We start from the raw sequence: 15,155 nt of genomic DNA on the forward strand, positions 1-15,155 counted from the left end.
CGGCGCGCTACCAGGTGGGGCGCCGTGCCCGCCGGGTTCTTCGCCCACGACCCAGGCAGCGCCGCGGTGCTGACGGGGCGGCGGTCGCACCGGGAGGGCGGGCGTCAGGACGGGCGGACGCTCGGCCTGGCCACCGGTGGCTCGCGGTGCGCGTCGTGGGTCGCCTCGATGCTCACGGCACCCGCTTCCTGACGGTTCGTCCGCCCGTCCCGCCCGGCGTCCTGCCGGCAGTACGCGCCCGTTGAAGTCACAGGTTTCTTTCAGGTAGCTTTCAGAATCGTTCATGTGAACAAACGTCAAACACCTGAAGGAATCCTGTTGCTCCGTCAGCCGACCCGCCGACTGGGCCAGATGGCGTCCGCCGCCCTGGCCACCACCCTCCTCGCCGCCGTCCCGGCCGCCCCCGCCTTCGCGGACCCCACCGCCCCGGCCGCTCCCGCGGGCTCTACCGCCCCGGCTGCTCCCGCAGGCTCCACCGCGCCGTCGGGTGTCGCGCCCGCCGACCGGACCCCGTACCTGGACGCGGTGGAGCAGACGCTGCGCCAGGTCTCGCCGGGCCTGGAGGGCACGGTCTGGCAGCGGACCACCGGCAACACTCTCGACGCGCCCGCCGGCGACCCGGGCGGTTGGCTGCTGCAGACGCCGGGCTGCTGGGGCGACCCGGCCTGCACCGACCGTCCCGGCACCCGGCGGCTGCTGGACCGGATGACCGGCACGATCGCCACCGCGACCCGCACGGTCGACATCTCCTCGCTCGCGCCGTTCCCCAACGGTGCCTTCGAGGACGCCATCGTGGCCGGTCTCAAGACGGCCGTGGCGAACGCGGGCGGCAGGCGGATCCAGGTGCGGATCCTGGTCGGCGCGGCCCCGCTGTACAACGTCACCGCGCTGCCCACCCGCTACCGCGACGAGCTGCTCGGCAGGCTCGGCGACGCGGCCGGCGGCATCACGCTCACCGTCGCCTCGATGACCACCGCCCGGACGGCGTTCTCCTGGAACCACTCCAAGCTGCTGGTGGTGGACGGGCAGCGGGTGATCACCGGCGGCATCAACGGCTGGAAGGACGACTACCTCGACACCACCCACCCGGTCTCGGACGTCGACCTCGCGCTGGAAGGCCCGGCCGCCGGCACGGCCGGCCGCTACCTGGACCGCCTCTGGGACTGGACCTGCCGCAACACCGGCCCGCTCTCGGCCGCCTGGTTCGCCGCCTCCGACGGCGCCGCCTGCGACCCGACACTGGAGCAGGACGCCAACCCGGCGCCCGCCCCCGCGCCCGGCGGCATCCCGGTCCTGGCGATCGGCGGGCTCGGCGTCGGCGTGCAGGCCGCGGACCCGGCCTCGGACTACCGGTTCACCCCGGTCACCGCCCCGGACGTCCGCTGCGGCCCGATCGGCGTGCACGACTACACCAACGCCGACCGCGACTACGCCACCGCCAACCCGGAGGAGGCCGCGCTGCGCGCCCTGGTGGCCGGCGCCACCAGCCACATCGAGATCTCCCAGCAGGACCTGAACGGCACCTGCCCGCCGATGCCGCGCTACGACGTCAGGCTGTACGACACCCTGGCGGCCAAGCTGGCGGCCGGCGTCAAGGTGCGGATCGTGGTCAGCGACCCCGCCAACCGGGGCGCAGTCGGCAGCGGCGGGTACTCGCAGATCAAGTCGCTCGACGAGGTCAGCGGCACGCTGCTGAACCACCTGATCGCGTTGACCGGCAGCGCCGGGGCCGCGCACTCGGCGATGTGCCAGAACCTGCAGCTGGCCCCCTTCCGTGCCGCCGCCGCCCCGACCTGGGCCGACGGCCACCCGTACGCGCTGCACCACAAGCTGGTCTCGGTCGACGGCTCGGCGTTCTTCATCGGCTCCAAGAACCTCTACCCGGCCTACCTCCAGGACTTCGGCTACATCGTCGAGGACCCCACCGCGGCCGGGCAGCTGGACGCCGACCTGCTGGCCCCGCAGTGGCAGTACTCGCAGGCCGCGGCGACCTTCGACTACACCCGCGGCCTGTGCGGCTGACGACCCGCCGGGCGGTCTCGGCGACGAGGTAGGCGTCGCCCCGGTCAGCGTGCGCGGCCCGGCAGCCTCGGCGTCCACCGGCTCTGCCCCGCGGACGGGCCGGTGGCGCTGCGATGCGGCGCGAGCGGCTGCCAGTCGGTGCGGGCCTGCGAGGCGTCGGCCTGCCGCTGGATGGCGGCCGCCCGTTCGGCGATCCGGGGGAGGAGCGCGTACAGGGCCTCGCCCGGGCACGTGGTGCAGAAGGCGTCGCGGTGCCCGGACACGGCGTTGAACGTGTGGCGGGTGCCGGCCGGGAAGCGGCTGTCGCCGTTGGTGGACGTCAGGTCGTACCGGCCGCCCGGATCGCTGCCGCACAGGCCGAGCCGCCAGGCGACCAGGGCGGACGTGGCGGCGACGAGGGCCTCGGGGACTTCGGCGTCGTCGAAGGTGCCGATCGCCGCGATGCCGACGGTCTCCCGGTTGAAGCCGACCGTGTGCGCGCCGACGACGGGACGGTCCACGCCGCCGGCCCGGCCCTCGTAGATCGTGCCGAACCGGTCGACGAGGAAGTTGTAGCCGATGTCGTCCCACCCCCGGTTCTCCAGGTGGTCGTGGTGGATCTCCCGCAGGATCTCGGGGACGTCCTGCGGCGCGTAGGAGTTCGGGTTGTCGGTGTGGTGGACGAACGCGACGCGCACCACGCGGTCGTACTGGACCGTTGGCGCCTGCGTCGGGGGCTGCGCGGGGGCCTGCCAGGACGAGCGCGACACGATCGCCGGAGCGGCCACCGCGACCGGAGCGGCGGACGAGGGGGCCGACCCGTCGCCGGGCCGGGCCGCGGACACCGCACCGGTGACCAGCCCAGGGCGGCCCAGGGCGGGCAGGACGATCAGCCCGCCCACCGAGGTGGCCTGCGCTACGCGACGCAGCAGCAGACGGCGATCGATCTCCATGCCACGACGGTAACGACGCGCGGGCCTGCCCGCTCGTCGACCGGACGCCCCGTCAGCCGCCCGGGCCCGTGGTGGCCTGACGCACCGTCGGACCGCGCTTCGGGCGCCGGTGGCTCAGCCGCACCAGAAGAGGAACTGGGTGCAGGTGGTCGTCGGTGCGGGTGTCGGTGTCGGCCTCGGTGTCGGCTTCGTAGTCGGTGAGGGCGGGGCCGACGAGGGCGGAGCAGTGCTCGGACGGGTGCTGGAGCTGCCCGGGGCGGGTGTGGCCGCCGATGGTTGGACGAGCGCGCTCGAAGCCGCGGGGCTCGCGGACGCGCTGCCGGACGCGGACACGGACACGGACGCCGAGGGGGAGGAACTCGGGCGGGCGCTGCCGGTCCGCCGCGCGCCCGCCGTCGGGTCCCCGATCACCTGCACGGAGGCGGCACCCGGGCTCGCACCGTCCGTCGCCCCGGGCAGCCCCGCGTCGGGAGCGGCCACCGGAAGCGCGGTGCCGTCCGAGTGGCCCGAGGACATCGCCATCGTGCCCAGACCGCCCCCGGCCACCAGACCGACCATCGACAGCACCAGCACACCGCGCCGCCGTCCCGACCCGCGCCGCCTGCCCCGCCGCTTGCCCCGCCGCCGGGACGGCACCGGAGCACTCGCGGGCGAGGGCTCTTCGAGTGACGGTCGGTCGGGCGGTCCAGTGCGGGACCGATCCGGCGGCACGGCTGCCACGAACGGACCGCTGGCACCGCAACCAGGGCAGGACAGCGCGCCGTTGAGGTGGCGTCGACAGAACTCGCAGTAGTTCATGCGGTCTTTCCGTTGGTGCTGCGTCACCGGATCCAGTGACATCGCGCGGGTGGTGGGGGATACCGTCGCGTGCAGGAGCGTAAGCAGCACATCCACCCGGGCAACAGGCGTCCCTCGTGACGCTTCTGGAAAGATCACGTGCACCTGCCAAGCCCCGGCGCCCCGCCGCCGTCGCCCGAGCGGCCCCGGCCCGGCCGGACCCTGCCGCGGGCGCGGGCCGCCACCGACTCGCTGCAGCAGTTCCTCGGCCCCACCCGCACCTGCGCGGCCCTGCTCACCGCCCTGGAGTCGTCCGCCGGCACCGGGGCGCTCGCCGACGTGCTCAACCTCGGCCCTGCCACCGTCTCCTGCCATCTCGGGGGGAGCTGCTCCGGTCGGGTCTGGTGAGCCGTGGGCGCGGGGCCGGAACGGTGGTCTGCCACCGCACGCAGCTGGGCGCCCTCCTGGTCGGCGCCGGCGCACGCTGACGGGGCGGCGGGGCCGGGTGCGAGGCGACCGGATCCCCCCGGGGCCTGGTGTTGCCGTTGCGGTGCAACGTCGTCCCAAGGCGCAGTTCACGTGGCCGCATCGTGGGTGGTTGTTGCGCGCGGTGTCGCGGCCGTGGCCAACTTCTGGCCGGGTCCGGGACATTGGGGGTGGCGGGTGTGCATCCTCTAGGGCTCCGCGGCATGCGGGCACGAGGCGGTGCTGGCGCCGTTCGGTGACCGGGCACCCGTCGCAGACGGATCCCGCCGAGGAGATGCGGGGCACGGCCAAGAGGCTTCTCGGAAATTCGGGCCTATCGAAGGAGAAGATGAAGATGACAAGGAAGTTCGCCAGGGTGGCGATCGCGGCAGCGGGGCTCCTCGCGGCCACGGCGGTGACCGCGGGCGCGGCTCCCGCCTACGCCGCCGGCCAGTCCGCGTCCCCCGCGATCGCCATTCCGATGACCGGGAACAACTGCGGTCAGGCCGGGGGCGCCCTCAACTGCATGTACGTCCAGGGTTCCGGGCTCTATGCCAGCGAGGTCCGCGGCTGGGCCCAGGTCGCCGGTGTGCAGGCCGGATTCGCGGTCCACGAGGAGGTCACCGGGCCGAACGGCCACATCTGCAACTCGAACACCGTCACTTCCGGCACCAACCAGGTCGTGGGCTGCCAGATCTACCCGAACGCGAACATCGCCGCCGGGCAGTACTGTGCCAAGCTCTGGGAGTACCTCGGCAACGACTACTACGAGCTCGTGGACCAGGAGTGCCTCCAGGTTTTCAGCTGACGGTCCGACAAGCCCGTTCCGGCGGCGGCACCGGACACCGGTCCCGGCCCGCAGGTCTGGGCCGACGACCACTGAGGTGACGCGGACCACACCGTCGGGGCGGCGACTGGCGCAACTGCTCCACCCGATCTGACTCGGGGGCCTGCCGGATCCTCAGGATCCGGCAGGCCTTGCGTGGTTGGTCGGCCGGACGGCGGTGCGGGCCGGGGCGGCATTGCTCCTGCTGCCCGGCCTGGGTTCTGCGGGGGGCGGGTCAGTTCGAGGCGCCTTCGCTATGGTGTTGGGGAATTCGGATTTCTACTGGCCGGGATTCGCCTTTCGTTTTTTTGGCTCTTTTTCTGCTGCTCTGGTGGGTTTTCAGCCGAATAGGTGGCGACACTTCTTGGCGGTCTGCTGCTGTTCGGCCCGGCGGCGCTCGCGTTCGGCCTGCTGCCGGCAAAGGGTGCGGTCGGTGCTGCCTGCGGGGGAGGCGCGGCCACTGCCGGCCAACGCCGAGTCCCGCGTGTACTGGGCGATAACGGCGAACATGTCCCGCAGGCTGACCAAGGAGTCGACGCCGACCTGGCGCGGAGCGTAGGAGGACCCGCCGATGTCACGCACCGCACCGGAGAGGATCTCCGACCGGGAACAGGCGATCGGTGACATGACCGAGCAGCTGTCCGCCGAGGTCAGCCAGCTCACCGCCCGCCTGGCCGAACTCGACGCGGAACGCGCCGACCTGGCGGTCGCCCGCAAAGTCATCCTGTCCCTCGGCGACGACGAGCCGACCGGCGACCGGATGCCGGGCCTGCGCGACAACCCGATCTACCAGCACATCCTCACCGCGCTCATCGACGCCGCAGCCCCGCAACGCTGCCGCGACCTGTGCCGGACCCTGGCCACCGGCACCGAGCCCACGCACATCTCCGGCATGCGCAACAAGCTCAAGCGGCTGACCAGCGCCGGCCTCGTCGTCGAGACCGAGCCCGGACTTTTCGCAATCCCCACACCCAGAACAGCCGTCTGACCGCGTGACCTGCCCACACACCGTCACAACGACGAAACGGACATATCCTCACTCAACGCCCTCTGAGGGCGTCGTAGGTCCAGCGTCAGGGCATCCTGGAGCAGTCCCATGCCGGCGAGGGCCCGTTCCAGGCCGTCGATCGCGCGTGCGGTCGGCTTGAACAGTTTGTGTAGGTAGTCGGCCGTGGTGTCGTCCGGTGCCCCCTCGGCGCCAGGCCGCCGCCCCTTGGTGGCGGCCGCTGGTGAGCCGAACAAGCCGCACGAGGGGAGGCGCCATCGCCATGCCGGAGCCCGTGAAGCCGGTCCCGTCCTGCGCCTGTTGGGGCGAGGTTCCCTGACGACCTGGCTGCCGATCCGCTCGCGGCCGAACTGTTCTGCGCCGTCGGCGATGAACTCCTGCGGCACGACCGGGTGCTGCTGCTCCAGCTCGACCGTGCGGCCTGCAACGACGATCCGGGCCTTGCGTGCCAAGCGTTCGACGACGTTCTCCACGCGGCCTACAGCGTGATGCACCGCCACCGCGAGCCGGCCGGGCGCCTGTTCGCCGACCACCCCACTCAGGTCCGGAACACCGAAGGGCCTGCTTCGGAGGCGGGCTCGCGCGCGGCGGGGTGGGTAGGGGAGCCGGCGGCGCGTCAGCTGCTGCAGGAGGACCGCCGGATGCTGGAGAAGGTGGCGCAGGCGATCGTGCGGACCACTGGCCGTGGGATCCTGCCGGGCTCGGACGGGGAGCCGGCGGAGGAGCCGCGGTACTGGTTGGACGCGTCCGCGGTGTTCGGCGCGGTTGCGATGGTGGACACCGTGGCGGCGCTGACGGCGGGGGAGCGGATCGCGCCGGCGGCTGTGCCGGCCGTGACGGCGTCGGTGCCGGGCGGTGTGCTGACCAGCCGTGTGCGCGAGCTGCCACTGCTCGCCGCGGCACGTAAGGAAGGCCGGTTCTCGCCGCGCCCCCGCACGCAGCTGCCCACCAGGCGTCGTGGAGCGGAGTGAACCTGCCTGCCGAGCGGGCCTGTTCGAGGGCGGTGGCCCCGGGGAGGGCGCCGGGCTTGCGGACCAGTGCCTCCAGGTAGTGGTCTAGGTCGAGGCGGGTGCCGCCCTTGGCGATCAGCCGCTCGTGCCGGGCGACCTCCTCTCGGTCGTCGTAGACGACCAGCTCGGAGGCGTGAAGCAGTGCGGTTGATCAGCCGCACCGGCACCGAGTAGCGGTTGGTTCGGATGCTGATCTGGCTATAGCGGTCGACCCGCTGGGTGAACAGCCGGCCCGTCTCGAACGGCTCGTCAGGCAGGGGCGCCAGCAGGGGCTACTCGGCGGCGAAGTACTCGCCGATCGTGCGCGGGCGCGGGCGGATGCGGCGGGCGTCGTCCTGCTGGTCCCAGCGCTCGATCATCTCGTTGAGCTCGGCGAACGAGTTGACCTCGGGGACGGGGACCAGGTGGTTGCGGCGGAACCAGCCGATCTGGCCCTCGACGCCGCCCTTCTCGTGGGCGCCGCGGATGCCGGGCTGGCAGTAGAGGCTGTCCAGCGTAGTGCGACCGGAACGCGGTCCACCGCTCGGTCTCCACGCACTGGCGCGAGAAGCCCAGTACCTGGGCGACCGCGGCCCTAAGGTTGTCGTAGCGGACCTTCCCGGTCGGCACCCCGCCCAGCGTGTTGAGAGCGTGGACGTGGCCCTCGAAGAACGCCTCCTGCCCGGCCGAGGCGAAGACGCGGTGCACCGCCTTGCCCGAGTAGGACAGGCGGAACGCGAACAGGTAGCAGGTCACCAGCTCGCCGGCCAGACGCACCGTCACGTCGCCGAAGTCGACCTCTGCCTCCGCGCCGGGCTTGTGGGTCTGCGGGATGAACGCCTCCACGGTGCCCCGGCCGGCCTCTGGTACGAGATCTCGTCGGCGCCGTGCTCGTCCAGCAACCGGTCGAAGATCCGCTTCACCGTGTCGCGCTGCTTGCGCGGCGCGTCCAGGTCCGCACGCAGCATCCGGTCGATCAGCGGCTTGAAGGGGTCCAGCCGGGTCTGCCGAGGCGGCAGCTTCTTGCGGGCCTCAGGCCATGCCGATTCCAGGGCCTTCTTCGCCGTCAGGAAGCCGACGCCGTACTTGCGCTGGAGAGCGCGGTGCGACAGACCGGCGTGCGAGTCCCGGCGGATCGCCGCGTACAGATCGACCTTGGACTTCGGCAGCACCCCGGCCCCCTCGTCGTGCAGAGCACAACCATGGTCCCGAAGCAAGCACCTGAGTGCTCTCAAAACTCGCCGACATCACTCTTCCGTGGCACGAGGTGCTCTCGCCGCTGAGCAACAGGTGCTCTCACTACTCACCTACAAAGCCACACGTCGGACGTTGCACCGCTTTCTCCGAACTAAAGACAGTCTCGAAGTAGTCGGTGATACTTGCGGCCATGGTGCTCTTGGCGGACGGTTTCTCGGCGTGGCTCGTGGCGACGATGGCGGACGCGGGCCGCAAGAAGTTGAGTCAGTTTTTTAGCGGCACCGACGAGCAGGGAAGGGCACTACGCTCCGCTGCCGCTGCGGCGATCCAGTTGACCGTCTACGAGCTGTGCCCGGGCGATGAGGAGGCTGCCGAGCACCTGGCGCGAGTGATCAATGAGCTCTTCGAAGCCCCGACGCGAGGTGGCGCGCGCGATGCCGACGTCACGGCCTCCCAAGCGCTTGAGGCCGCAATCGGCGCTCAGCTCGCGGTCCTCGACGACGCAAGCATGACCGGCGTGGATCAGTCAGCTGCGGACTCCCTCGGGGTCTCGGCTGGCGAGCTAACAGCGAGGCTCTACGAGCGTCTGTGTCAGCAGATCGTGCTCCTCGGCTCGCGTGGCGGGCCGCTCGAACCGCTTGCCAACGAGCTCAACCACGAATCCACCCATCGCGGGCTCGCGCAGGCCACCGAGGTGATCCGGCAGGTGGGCGCCGCCGTCGAAGCTGGATTTGCCCAACAGGCGGCCGCTCGAACTACCCACGGTCCGAGCGCGCCGACGATGGCAAACATGGCACTGCATGTCGAACAACTGCTGGCGGGCCTGAACCTCGGCGAGCACGAAGAGGCAGAACGCCGCATGAACCAGTTGTTCCTGCCGCTCAGCCACAACGATCAACGCGTCGTCGTCGAAGCCCTTACTCACGAGGCGACCACGACCGCGGACCACGAGACCCAGCTGTTGGCTTGCTCGCTACTCGAAGCGGCCGATCGCCTCGACACCATGCTGATCGCCCTCGAAGAGGTTGAGGCGCTGACTGCATCAGCCAACTTCTCGCTGCGCAGTTGCGCAGCAGTGCTGATGTGGCAGTGGGCTCAGTCCCTGCCTGGCCGAGTGCCTGTGTCACTGCTGGCCAGACTCACACTTCCGAGCAAAGAGGACTGGTACGTCCACGCGGCTGCCCGCGCCGGCGCGAAGACGCTGTTGCTCCGTCGCTCCGCAGCCCGCGCAATCTTCGACCGGATGGCGGCCAGTCGCGATCGGGAAGACCGCGACTACGCGGCGGTGGATCTGCTCCAGGTTGCTGAGGTCGAACCGCGCGCTGTACCCGCTGACCTCGCACGCAAGTTGGCCGCGGATCGCGATGAGGGCGTCGCAGCGCGGGGCGCCGAGATCGTCCGCGCGATCGGGGGCCTCGGCGAGCGTGAGGGGCTGGACTACTACATGCAGTTCGGGATGTGACCGCTCGCATAAGAGACGCGTGGTGACGGGCTACCCGGCTCGCGCGTGATCCCAGGACGCTTCACGCCCGCTAGGAAACTGACGGGCCGACACGATGCAACTGGCGCCTGCGGACTGAGTGTCAGCCATCCCTGGACACAACGGGGTTCGCTCTGGTTGCATCAAGGGCCCGAACGCCTTCGCAGGGAGCCTAAGGAAAATGCAGCAGTTCTTCTTCGCCGAATCGAAGTCGTTCGGGACCCGCGTAGAACAGCTATTCAGCTTCATACATCCTGCTTCCGTTGCCCTCTGGAATCTGCGGTGGCAGGTTCAGGGGTTTGTCGCCGCATCCCCCACCGCAACCGATCTAGATCTTTCTGGCCGATTTGCAAGTGGGTCAGGGATTAAGGCCAACAATCTCAAGAAGATCTGCGTCGAAACACCCTGGGGGGAACAGTTGGGGCAGTTCGCTCAGATTGTTGGGGCGAACATGATTGCCCTTTATGAAGGGTGGGCCGAGGGGCTCATGGCAAAATTCCCGAAGGGTGATGATCTCAGTAGGGACATCCAGTTTCCCGGCAGGGGGAAGCATGGAAGTCGCAGGAGCGGAGTGGGTGAAGCGCTCGCCGGCATACACCAGGCAGGGATCTCATTAGAGATGAAGCAAGCCTTCTTTCCTGCGTATTCGGCAAGCAAGAAGTACAGTATCAGTGAGCTCGATGCACTCATGGCGCTGTATCGCTACCACAAGGAGATTCGGAACTCCTTCATGCACGGTGGGGGCGTCGCAGGAAAAAGAGCCGAAAAGGCGTGGCGTGATGTTTCGACGTTGACCCGGGCAGACATCGGCGGAAAGTCCGGCCCAATCATCACTCCGATAGTCGAAGGTCAGCCCATCGCTTACACGATCGAGGAAGCGATTCAGCTGTCAGACGTCATCATCCGCCTCGTGCACACTATTGACGCCGAACTCTCGTATTCCAGTCGCGCGGAACAGTACTTCCTCGATTCATGGAAGGCGACCCCTGACATTCTGAAGCTGCAGCAGCTTCCCACGGATCCGGATCGTCGAAACAAGAGGATCGCTCAGATTTGCCGCAAGATTGGCTTCGTGGCTCCGGCCGATCCGGCGGCAGCTATGGCGCTAGGGCGGCAAGCGGGCATGCTCTCCTAGCGCCATTCACCAGGCTCTGCTCATTCGCCCAGGCTGGCGCGTCCGGCGACCTCATCAAAGGTTGTAATACCGAGAAACACGGGCGACCCCTTGCGCTGCTGCTGCACCTCGATTTGCGCAAGCTTTTCTTTTGCAGCAGCACGGCGCGACGGCGGTGCAGGCGGTCGATGCGGCCTACGCCGCTGCGGCCCGGCTGGCCGGTGTGGCCGGGCCGGGCGCGCTGCTGTCCCTGACGGCCGTCACCGCGGTCGGCCGGCTCGGGTCAGGCGGCGGCCGACGGAGAAGGCAGCAGGCCGACTCCGAGGTCAGACCAAGGGAAGATGCCCATGCCGAAACTCGGACAACCCCGCCGCGCCATCGCCATGGCCGCGGCCACCCTCACCCTCGCCGCCGGGACCGCCCTCGGCGTCGGCGGCACCGCACAGGCCGCGGCCGCCTGTACGGGGTGGGAGCGCATCGGGACCGACGGCACCTACACCTACGCGGGAACCTTCGCGGGGACCGTCCAGCAGTATTGGGATTCGTGTGCTGCCGCCGGGCAGGCGGACCTCGCGGCCGAATTCATCTGGGCGCCGGGCTTCTCGGGCAGCGTCCGGTTGTACATCGGCGATCCCTGGGGCCCCACCCTGTCCACCACATATGACATGAGTGGGGGCAACGGGAGCCACAGCGTCTTCTTCGCTCCCGTCAATCACGGGGCGGTATCCCCGAACGACGCATGGCGCGCGGGTGCCGAGATCAACGACTCACAGTGCGTGCAGTGGACGTCCTTGCACTACTACGGCAACGGCTCCGAGTGGGCCGGCCCGTACGGTGGTTGCGGCGACCTGACCGCACCGTGACGGAACGCTCTCGCGGCATGCGGAGTTCAGGCCGCGTGGCGCAGCGAGTGACCTGAACGGCGCGGCGGCCCCGAGGTTGCACCGGGGCCGCCGCGCCCAGTTGCCCCTGGCGCGGGGAGAGCGGCCGTCGGTGGGGAACGAGATGGCCGGGGATGCCCGTCAGCCCGTGCACGGCGAGGACCAGGCCAGGTCACTGTGCCGCTGATCGTCCCGGCCGGTAGGAGCCGGGACGCCATCCGGCCGGGGCCCCTGACGCTCCCCCAGGGCGCGGTCAGGGGACCGCCTTGAAGCCAGTGGGGGTGCAACGCGCCCTCCCTGTTGCACCTCCACCAGGCAGTGGTTCAGCTGCCGACCGGTACGCCGACGCCGCAGACGAGGCCGCCTACGCCGCCGCTGGCGCCTGGGGCCGCTCTGCCGGGGCGGTGGCGGCGTTCGCTAGGCTCCACGGCTGAGCAAGATCGACCAGGTGGGGAGCGGGCGGATGTCCGAGCAACAGCAGGACCAGGACCACGGACGGCCGGGCGGCGTTGACGGGAGTGTCGCGGGTACGGGCGGCCGGAGCGCCCTGACCGCCCGGTTCGCCGGGCGCGGGGGGCGGCGGACCGCGGTCGCAGTGGGGGCGCTGGTGCTGGTCGTGGGGGCCGTCTGGCTCGCGGCGGGCGGAAGGTCCACCGCAGGGGCCCGCCACGGGGCGGTTCCCGCTGCCGCCGGCGGTGCGCCATCGGCCTCGGCGCCCGGGCCGTCGGCCCCGCCGTCCGCCTCGCCCGTCGTGAGCGCCGCCCCGTCGGCCTCGCCCGCCGTCGCGTCGTCGGCCTCGCCGGCAGCGTCGCCGGCGGCCGCTTCGGTACGGCCCACGCCGCGCGCTGCCGCACGGCAGGGCACTACGCGGCAGCCTGCGCCTGTCCGCACGGCTCCCCGCCCCGCGGCCACGCCGCCCCAGGACATCCCGCCCGGGAACGTCCCGCCCGGGACCTGCGGCAGCAACTGCACGTGGGGGACTCCGGCGGGTCCAGCGCCCTGCCCCCCGCACTCGTTGAACCAGTACCCGCCGTGCGACCCGGTCCAGAGCGGCGTCCCGATTCCCCAGCCCGCTCCCTCGTCCACGTTCAAGGCGCAGTCGTTGCCGCCGCAGCCGCCCGCACTGCCCTGACGCCGGGCCCGGCGTCAGGGCCTTGGGCCTGGCATGGGCTGCTCGCCGGAGCCTCGCATTTCAGGCACTCGTTGTGCTCTATCGGATCCGTTTGAGCGCGGCATGCGGGTCGTGCGGCTGCCCCGCACCCTCGCGCGGGAGGCGAGCCGCTCGGCGCGGCATGCCGCCTGGCATGGCCGACACTCCTGATTTCGACGCCTCGGGCGGGACTTGGTCGTTCGCGACCGCACGTGAGCCGGCCGGGTTCCCTGCGGTCGAGGTCGAAGGCGTGCCCGGTGTCGAGCATGCCGGGGGAGCGGGCCGTACCCTGTGCGGGACCCGCGGCCGGTACCTGAGGCTCTTCCTGCACCACTTCCAGCCGCAGGCATTGGCCTCGTGCCGCAAGTGTCGAGCGCTGGCCGAGGGGGCGCCGTCCCGGCCGTGCGGGCAGGAACGCCTGCACGACCCGCTCCTCCAGGAAGCCGAAGACGGGCCGCTGCGTACGGACCTGCTCGCCGCGCTGCGCCGGGGTGCGCGGATCGCGATCTGGATCACCGGCCCGGCAAAGGACCTCACCCGCTTCCACTCGCGGATCGACCGGATGACGGAGGAGGCCGGCCCGGCCGCCGGGGCGCTCGCAGCGGCCACGACCTCCGTCACACTGGCCCGCGTCGAGGACACGGACCGGCAGTACCTCGTTGTCCTGCCGCCAGACGGCCGCGAGGCCGGCCCGCCGCGCAGCACCGCCTCGCCGCTGCCGCATCGCGCGCGGGGTGGTGGCCGGCTCTCCTGTGGCTTGGGGCACCGCTGCCCCGCCGGACTGGTCGGCGGGGCTGGGTGGTGAGCGGCTCGGGCCGCCTACATGCCCGGCTGGTCGATCGTCATGGTGAAGGAGAGGACCATGATCGACTCGTACTTCGGGGGGAACCGCTGGGTCAGCTTGAGGAGGGACTTGGAGTCGACGTCCACGTCGTTCTGCTCGACGGTGATGGTGCTGCCCTTGCCGTCCTTGTGGGTGTCGCCGACCTTGACGATCGCCTCCTTGTCGGGGCTGGAGACGGTCAGGGAGGACGTGATGTTGTCGAAGTCGTCGCCGACGTCGCCCGTCGCGGTGAGGGTCTTGCTGCGGCCGGCGAACTTCGAGTCCTCGTACAGAGTCACCGTCCATCCCTTCGGGATGGTCACCGAGCTGATGAAGTCGTCGTCATCCAGCGCGCTGGTGTCGTAGGCGCCGGGCTGCAAGGTCTGGCTCTTGCCCGTGCAGCCGCGCTCTCCGTGAACGATCACGTGGTCGTTGGCCATGATCCCCTCGACTTCCCTCAGTTGGAGACAAAGACGATGGCGACCCTAGGGGCCAAGGCCCCCGGTGGTGGCGGACTCGCCTGATCACTCACCCGTTCGGGTAACGGACGGGCCCGCAAGGCTCACGAACTCGTCACGGCACCGGGCAAGCCCCGCGGGGAGAGCGCCGTTCCCACCCCGCCGCCTACGGCTCCGTCCATCCGAACGCCCGCCCGCCCCGGCCGACGGGTGGTCGCGGGAAGGAGCGCCGGCGCGACCGATCCCGACCGTTGTCTCGGGGGAGTGAATTCACGTGTTGCCCCGGATGTGGTGGGAAGAGCCCGGTGCGGGGCGCAGGCCGTTGCCCTGAACGAGAGTGCCATGACTCCGTGGCACGGGACCGAGGAGCAATCTGATGCCACATGGCACGGTGAAGTGGTTCAAGGCCGACAAGGGGTACGGCTACATCGCGCCGGACGACGGCGGTGCGGATGTCTTCGTCCACCATTCGACGATCCAGGTCGAAGGCGCCAAGGTGCTGGAGGAGAACCAGCGCGTCGAATACGCCGCGAAGCGGAGCCCGAAGGGGATGGAAGCGGAGGAGGTCCGACCCCTCTGAACCGACTCCCGTGTAGCGATACGCGAGAGCCGGCCGGGCAGGCCGGTCAGGAGGGGCGGGCTCACACGTCCGCCCCTGCGCCGTTCGCGCCACCGGTTGGCTCTGCCACCGCGGAACGAAGCGATCAACCCATGGACAACGCCGGCCCCTCTACGGCTCGGTCCGCCCGCACGCCCGCACGCCCGCCCCGGCCGCCGAGCGGGTGCCAGACCGGGGCGGACGGGCCGCGCTGGATGAGGTCCTCGATCCGGGCGGCGCCGGCCGGGACGGCGGCGAGCAGCTCGGCGACGGCCGGGTTCTCCTCGGCGGCCAGGCGCAGGTCCGCCACCGCCGAGCGGACCCCGGCGGCCGCCGTGCCGACCAGGACCACCAGCAGCCGCGGGAACGCTCGCCAGCGCCGCTCCCACACCCGCCCCGCCCCGCCCCGTCCTCGCCCGCCTGCTCCCACACCCGGC

At 70.8% G+C, this 15,155-nt stretch carries 15 protein-coding genes and 2 pseudogenes; 10 read left to right on the top strand and 7 right to left on the bottom strand.

Annotated elements, in window-relative coordinates:
* Positions 1 to 318 precede the first annotated feature (318 nt).
* Positions 319 to 2,022: a phospholipase D-like domain-containing protein gene (locus tag FHX73_RS41845; RefSeq protein ID WP_246214211.1), complete on the top strand. Its 1,704-nt coding sequence runs from the start codon at positions 319 to 321 to the stop codon at positions 2,020 to 2,022.
* Between the two features lie 44 nt (positions 2,023 to 2,066).
* On the opposite strand, the gene FHX73_RS41850 is transcribed toward FHX73_RS41845, so the two are convergent.
* The gene (locus FHX73_RS41850) at positions 2,067 to 2,954 is read right to left on the bottom strand and encodes a peptidoglycan recognition protein family protein (RefSeq protein WP_246214212.1); all 888 of its coding nucleotides are present in this window, start codon (positions 2,952 to 2,954) and stop codon (positions 2,067 to 2,069) included.
* Between the two features lie 936 nt (positions 2,955 to 3,890).
* Between FHX73_RS41850 and FHX73_RS41855 the strand changes: the two genes are divergently transcribed.
* Both FHX73_RS41855 and FHX73_RS41860 read left to right on the top strand, forming a co-directional pair.
* The gene (locus FHX73_RS41855) at positions 3,891 to 4,139 is read left to right on the top strand and encodes a hypothetical protein (protein WP_145911312.1); all 249 of its coding nucleotides are present in this window, start codon (positions 3,891 to 3,893) and stop codon (positions 4,137 to 4,139) included.
* Positions 4,140 to 4,551: 412 nt separating this feature from the next.
* Positions 4,552 to 5,004, top strand: coding sequence for a hypothetical protein (locus FHX73_RS41860; protein ID WP_145911313.1), 453 nt, complete (start codon positions 4,552 to 4,554; stop codon positions 5,002 to 5,004).
* Between the two features lie 357 nt (positions 5,005 to 5,361).
* Here the strand turns inward: FHX73_RS41860 and FHX73_RS41865 are convergent, their stop codons facing one another.
* The gene (locus FHX73_RS41865; protein WP_145911314.1) at positions 5,362 to 5,604 is read right to left on the bottom strand and encodes a hypothetical protein; all 243 of its coding nucleotides are present in this window, start codon (positions 5,602 to 5,604) and stop codon (positions 5,362 to 5,364) included.
* Here FHX73_RS41865 and FHX73_RS41870 point away from each other — a divergent pair.
* Entirely contained in the window at positions 5,594 to 6,010 is a 417-nt protein-coding gene (locus tag FHX73_RS41870; RefSeq protein WP_145911315.1) for a hypothetical protein, read from the top strand. The genes FHX73_RS41865 and FHX73_RS41870 overlap by 11 nt on opposite strands.
* Before the next feature lie 23 nt (positions 6,011 to 6,033).
* Here FHX73_RS41870 and FHX73_RS46960 read toward each other — a convergent pair whose 3' ends face one another.
* Positions 6,034 to 6,501 (bottom strand): hypothetical protein, encoded by a 468-nt coding sequence (locus FHX73_RS46960; protein WP_246214213.1) that lies wholly within the window; start codon positions 6,499 to 6,501, stop codon positions 6,034 to 6,036.
* Positions 6,502 to 6,669: 168 nt separating this feature from the next.
* Here FHX73_RS46960 and FHX73_RS45350 point away from each other — a divergent pair, with 168 nt between their 5' ends.
* Positions 6,670 to 6,999 carry a hypothetical protein gene (locus tag FHX73_RS45350; protein WP_170305283.1) on the top strand — a complete coding sequence of 110 codons (330 nt, stop codon included), beginning with the start codon at positions 6,670 to 6,672 and terminating at the stop codon, positions 6,997 to 6,999.
* A gap of 233 nt (positions 7,000 to 7,232) precedes the next feature.
* On the opposite strand, the pseudogene FHX73_RS47765 reads toward FHX73_RS45350, so the two are convergent.
* Both FHX73_RS47765 and FHX73_RS46965 read right to left on the bottom strand, forming a co-directional pair.
* A pseudogene (locus FHX73_RS47765) lies at positions 7,233 to 7,307 on the bottom strand (hypothetical protein); the annotation flags it as partial.
* A gap of 489 nt (positions 7,308 to 7,796) precedes the next feature.
* Positions 7,797 to 8,189 carry a hypothetical protein gene (locus tag FHX73_RS46965; RefSeq protein WP_246214214.1) on the bottom strand — a complete coding sequence of 131 codons (393 nt, stop codon included), beginning with the start codon at positions 8,187 to 8,189 and terminating at the stop codon, positions 7,797 to 7,799.
* A 215-nt stretch (positions 8,190 to 8,404) separates the two neighbouring features.
* On the opposite strand from FHX73_RS46965, the gene FHX73_RS41885 reads away from it, so the two are divergent.
* From FHX73_RS41885 to FHX73_RS41900, 4 genes are all read left to right on the top strand, one after another.
* Positions 8,405 to 9,676 carry a hypothetical protein gene (locus tag FHX73_RS41885; protein ID WP_145911316.1) on the top strand — a complete coding sequence of 424 codons (1,272 nt, stop codon included), beginning with the start codon at positions 8,405 to 8,407 and terminating at the stop codon, positions 9,674 to 9,676.
* A gap of 199 nt (positions 9,677 to 9,875) precedes the next feature.
* Entirely contained in the window at positions 9,876 to 10,829 is a 954-nt protein-coding gene (locus FHX73_RS41890; RefSeq protein ID WP_145911317.1) for a hypothetical protein, read from the top strand.
* 326 nt (positions 10,830 to 11,155) lie between these two features.
* Positions 11,156 to 11,671, top strand: coding sequence for a hypothetical protein (locus tag FHX73_RS41895; RefSeq protein ID WP_145911318.1), 516 nt, complete (start codon positions 11,156 to 11,158; stop codon positions 11,669 to 11,671).
* 1,322 nt (positions 11,672 to 12,993) lie between these two features.
* Positions 12,994 to 13,644: a hypothetical protein gene (locus FHX73_RS41900; protein ID WP_145911319.1), complete on the top strand. Its 651-nt coding sequence runs from the start codon at positions 12,994 to 12,996 to the stop codon at positions 13,642 to 13,644.
* 14 nt (positions 13,645 to 13,658) lie between these two features.
* Here the strand turns inward: FHX73_RS41900 and FHX73_RS41905 are convergent, their stop codons facing one another.
* Positions 13,659 to 14,102, bottom strand: coding sequence for a hypothetical protein (locus FHX73_RS41905; protein WP_145911320.1), 444 nt, complete (start codon positions 14,100 to 14,102; stop codon positions 13,659 to 13,661).
* A 394-nt stretch (positions 14,103 to 14,496) separates the two neighbouring features.
* Between FHX73_RS41905 and FHX73_RS41910 the strand changes: the two genes are divergently transcribed.
* Complete coding sequence (locus FHX73_RS41910) at positions 14,497 to 14,700, top strand: cold-shock protein (RefSeq protein WP_145911321.1); 204 nt, start codon at positions 14,497 to 14,499, stop codon at positions 14,698 to 14,700.
* A gap of 124 nt (positions 14,701 to 14,824) precedes the next feature.
* On the opposite strand, the pseudogene FHX73_RS41915 reads toward FHX73_RS41910, so the two are convergent.
* A pseudogene (locus FHX73_RS41915) lies at positions 14,825 to 15,155 on the bottom strand (hypothetical protein); the annotation flags it as partial.

The organism is Kitasatospora viridis (assembly GCF_007829815.1).
In the GTDB taxonomy this organism is placed as follows: domain Bacteria; phylum Actinomycetota; class Actinomycetes; order Streptomycetales; family Streptomycetaceae; genus Kitasatospora; species Kitasatospora viridis.